The sequence below is a fragment of the Hungatella sp. genome (assembly GCF_046966825.1).
On sequence record NZ_JBKVCZ010000049.1, the window covers coordinates 1 to 4,007 of the forward strand.

Consider the following 4,007-nt stretch of genomic DNA (forward strand, 5'->3'; position numbering starts at 1 on the left):
TACCGATACCATCGCCTCCGTAAGCATTAATTTATACGGATTTACAGGTGGTGTGGAAGACTGTTTGAAGCAGGCTTCCAAGTAAACAGTGATGCGTGATTAGAATTTTAACAATTGCCGGACTTTTCGAAGTCTGGCAATTGTATTTTATACCGGAAATATGGTAAGATGGTAGGCGGAACAAAAAAGGAGGTAAGACTATGACAGGAAAGACGGAACAAAGTCCCGCACATAAGACGGCGCTCTACGGCATGCTGATTGCGCTTGCCTTCGTGTTAAGCTTCGTAGAGACGCTGATCCCCATTTCCCTTGGGGTTCCGGGTGTGAAGCTGGGGCTGGCCAATCTGGTGACGGTCGTGGGCCTCTATACGGTCGGAATCGGCGGAACCGTTGCTGTTTCCATGATCCGTATCGTGCTGGTGGCGTTTACCTTTGGTAATGTCTTCAGCATGATGTACAGCCTTGGCGGCTGGGCCTTAAGCATTCTGCTGATGATCCTGTGCAAAAAGCGGGAATGGTTCAGCTCTGTGGGAATCAGCGTCATCGGCGGCGTGGGCCATAACATCGGCCAGCTGTGCGTGGCGGCGCTTGTGGTAAAGCAGGCGGGAGTCCTCGTTTATCTGCCCGTGCTCCTGATTGCAGGTACGGCCGCCGGCCTCGTGATCGGTCTGGTCGGAGGGCTGATCGTGGAACGGCTTCCCCGTTTTATAAAAAAATTATAGGAAAAACAAAGGATATCGTATTGTTTTACGCGTACCCTCAAGTTATAATAGAGGGAAACAGTCATGAAGAAAACAGGAGGGATTGGGATGATTTATGAGGCAATAAAGAAACTGGTGCAGTACGGGTTGGATACAGGACTGATTACGGAGGTTGATAAGATCTATGCCACGAACCAGATTCTTGACGTGATGCGGATGGACGAGTATGAAGAACCGGAAGGTGAGTCAGGTGAGACCGATTTGGAATCCGTTTTAAAGGAATTGCTGGATTATGCCCATGAGACGGGAGTTATGCCGGAGGACAGCATTACATACCGGGATTTATTCGATACAAAACTGATGAACTGCCTGATGCCCAGACCGGGTGAGATCGAGAAGAAATTCTGGGAGATCTATGATGGGGAGTCACCGGAGGCAGCCACGGATTACTATTATAAACTGAGCCAGGATTCGGACTACATCAGACGGTACCGCATCAAAAAGGATATGAGATGGGTGACGCCCACGAAGTACGGCGATCTCGATATTACCGTCAACTTATCCAAGCCTGAGAAGGACCCGAAAGCCATTGCGGCCGCTAAGCTGGCAAAGCAGAGCGGTTATCCCAAGTGCCAGCTCTGTATGGAGAACGAGGGATACGCAGGAAGAACGAATCATCCCGCCCGGAACAACCACCGGATCATTCGTTTGAAAATTAACGACAGCAGGTGGGGCTTTCAGTATTCCCCATACGTATATTATAACGAGCACTGTATCGTGTTTAACGGACAGCACATTCCCATGAAGATCGAGAAGAACACCTTTGTCAAGCTGTTCGATTTCGTCAGGCTGTTTCCTCACTACTTCCTGGGCTCCAACGCGGATCTGCCGATTGTGGGCGGTTCTATCCTGTCTCATGACCATTTTCAGGGCGGCAACTATACCTTTGCCATGGCGAAGGCGCCGATCGAGAAGTATTACCAGATGGAAGAGTTTCCGGGGGTGGAAGCCGGTATCGTGAAATGGCCGATGGCCGTTTTGAGAACCCGCAGCAAGAATCCGGACGACTTGATCCGGCTGGGAGACCGGGTATTGCAGGCGTGGAGAGGCTATACGGACGAGGAAGCGTTTATTTTTGCAGAGACTGACGGGGAACCGCATAACACTATCACTCCAATTGCCAGGAAAAAGGGAGAGATGTACGAGCTGGACCTGGTGCTCCGGAACAATATTACGACGGAGGAGTATCCCTTAGGCGTATACCATCCTCATCAGGAGCTTCATCACATCAAGAAGGAGAACATCGGCCTGATTGAGGTGATGGGACTGGCCGTCCTTCCTTCCAGACTGAAGGCCGAGCTGAGCCTTTTGGCCGAGTATATTCTGGAGAAAAAGGATATCCGCAGCAACGAGATGATCGAGAAGCACGCGGACTGGGTAGAAGAATTCCTGCCCCAGTATCCGGAGCTCACGAAGGATACGATTGACGGGATTTTAAAGAAGGAAGTAGGCCTTGTATTCGAGCGCGTCCTTGAGGATGCGGGCGTCTACAAGTGCGACGGAGAGGGCAGGGAAGCGTTCGGACGTTTCCTCCACAGCACCGGCTTTCTGGAAGCATAAAGTGGTTTTTGCAGGCTGGCCCTGCCACAGACATATTGTTGTGGCAGGGTCAGCCTGTTTGGTGTTTGTAATTGTAATACGATTGCGCTATATTCTATTGGGAATAAGAGGCGTGCCTCTCATTTACTAGCAGGGAGCGCTCTCCGTTTTCGGGAGCACTCGCGTGATAAAAGGGGGACCGGCTGGAAGAAAAGGCCGGGGCTGACAGACGAAGTCATGAAACAGATTGAAAACAAAACACTCAGAACACTGGTGGAGTATGGGATCATAACGGGCAGTATCTGGATTATGGTCATCGGAATTTATTTTTTCAAATTCCCGAATAATTTTGCTTTCGGAGGTGTCACGGGTTTTGCCACGGTAGTGAGCGCGATGACCCACTGGTCGGCAAGTGAATTTACGACCATCGTCAACATGGCGCTTTTAGTGACAGGTTTTATTTTTTTAGGGCGTGGATTTGGCGTGAAGACGGTGTACGCCAGCATCCTGATGTCATTTACCCTTTCATTTTTAGAACGGATGTGTCCGATGGTCCGCCCGCTGACCAATGAGCCTCTTCTGGAACTGATCTTTGCGATTTTTCTTCCGGGAGTCGGTTCGGCGATCCTGTTTCATATTGGTGCCTCCAGCGGCGGAACCGATATTCTTGCGATGATTCTGAAAAAGTATACGAGCTACAACATCGGCACGGTTCTGCTTGTCGTGGATATGGCTGCGGTGATCATGGCGTTCTTTGTGTTCGGGCCAGAGACGGGACTGTTCTCTTCCCTCGGACTTATGGCGAAGTCGCTGGTCATCGACGATGTGATCGAGAATATCAACCTCTGCAAGTGCTTCAGTATCATCTGTGACGATCCGGGACCGATCTGTGATTACATTATCAACGGGCTGAACCGGAGCGCGACGGTATACGAGGCGCAGGGAGCGTTTACCCATCACCGGAAGACGGTGGTTCTGACCACCATGAAGCGTTCCCAGGCGTTAAAACTCAGAAATTATATCCGTCGTGTGGAGCCGAGTGCCTTTATCCTGATTTCCAATTCCAGTGAAATTATTGGAAATGGATTTTTAGCTGGGTAAAAAGTGATAAAACCATTTCTCTGTTTTCGGCATTTTTAACAAAAATCCACTTTAATGCGTTAAACACACATAAATTTAAAGCAATGAAATTGACGGGGTGGATTTTTTGTAGTATGATACCAATTAAGTTCAGATCGAACGAGATTTGTGAAGAAGAGGAGAGATTGGTTATGAAAAAAACAGCAAAAGTGGCATCACTCATCCTGGCAGGCGCCATGATGATGTCTTTAACGGCATGTGGGAGTAAGCCGGCGGAGACGACCGCGGCACCAGAGACAACGACGGCAGAGGCGGCTTCCTCCGCAGCTGACACGAAGGCAGAAGAGACGACAGCAGAAGCGGCCGGGACGAACGACGGCAAGCAGTTTAAGATCGGTGTTCTTCAGCTGGTGCAGCATTCCGCGCTGGACGCGGCAAACAAGGGATTTATTCAGGCGCTCGATGACGCCGGACTTAATTATACGGTAGACCAGCAGAACGCCTCCGGCGATCAGCCGACCTGCCAGACCATCGCCAGCAAGCTGGTGAATGACGGCGACGACTTAATCCTTGCGATCGCGACTCCGGCTGCACAGGCAGTGGCAGGTGCGACAACGGATATCCCGA

At 50.4% G+C, this 4,007-nt stretch carries 4 protein-coding genes; all 4 read left to right on the forward strand.

The genetic code is table 11. The features are described from left to right. Positions 1-200: 200 nt before the first annotated feature. Positions 201-722 carry a Gx transporter family protein gene (locus ACLTD4_RS16050; protein ID WP_117620615.1) on the forward strand — a complete coding sequence of 174 codons (522 nt, stop codon included), beginning with the start codon at positions 201-203 and terminating at the stop codon, positions 720-722. An 87-nt stretch (positions 723-809) separates the two neighbouring features. After that, positions 810-2,321 (forward strand): UDP-glucose--hexose-1-phosphate uridylyltransferase, encoded by a 1,512-nt coding sequence (gene galT, locus ACLTD4_RS16055; protein ID WP_081034128.1) that lies wholly within the window; start codon positions 810-812, stop codon positions 2,319-2,321. 216 nt (positions 2,322-2,537) lie between these two features. Continuing rightward, positions 2,538-3,401: a YitT family protein gene (locus tag ACLTD4_RS16060; protein WP_117620616.1), complete on the forward strand. Its 864-nt coding sequence runs from the start codon at positions 2,538-2,540 to the stop codon at positions 3,399-3,401. A gap of 170 nt (positions 3,402-3,571) precedes the next feature. Beyond that, on the forward strand, positions 3,572-4,007 hold a 436-nt coding region (locus ACLTD4_RS16065), incomplete at its 3' end, for an ABC transporter substrate-binding protein (protein ID WP_412331416.1).

Excerpts from the sequence above, each read along its gene's own strand:
- ACLTD4_RS16050 (WP_117620615.1), top strand. The coding sequence starts at position 201 with ATGACAGGAAAGACGGAACAAAGTCCCGCACATAAGACGGCGCTCTAC.
- galT (WP_081034128.1), top strand. The coding sequence starts at position 810 with ATGATTTATGAGGCAATAAAGAAACTGGTGCAGTACGGGTTGGATACA.
- ACLTD4_RS16060 (WP_117620616.1), top strand. The coding sequence starts at position 2,538 with ATGAAACAGATTGAAAACAAAACACTCAGAACACTGGTGGAGTATGGG.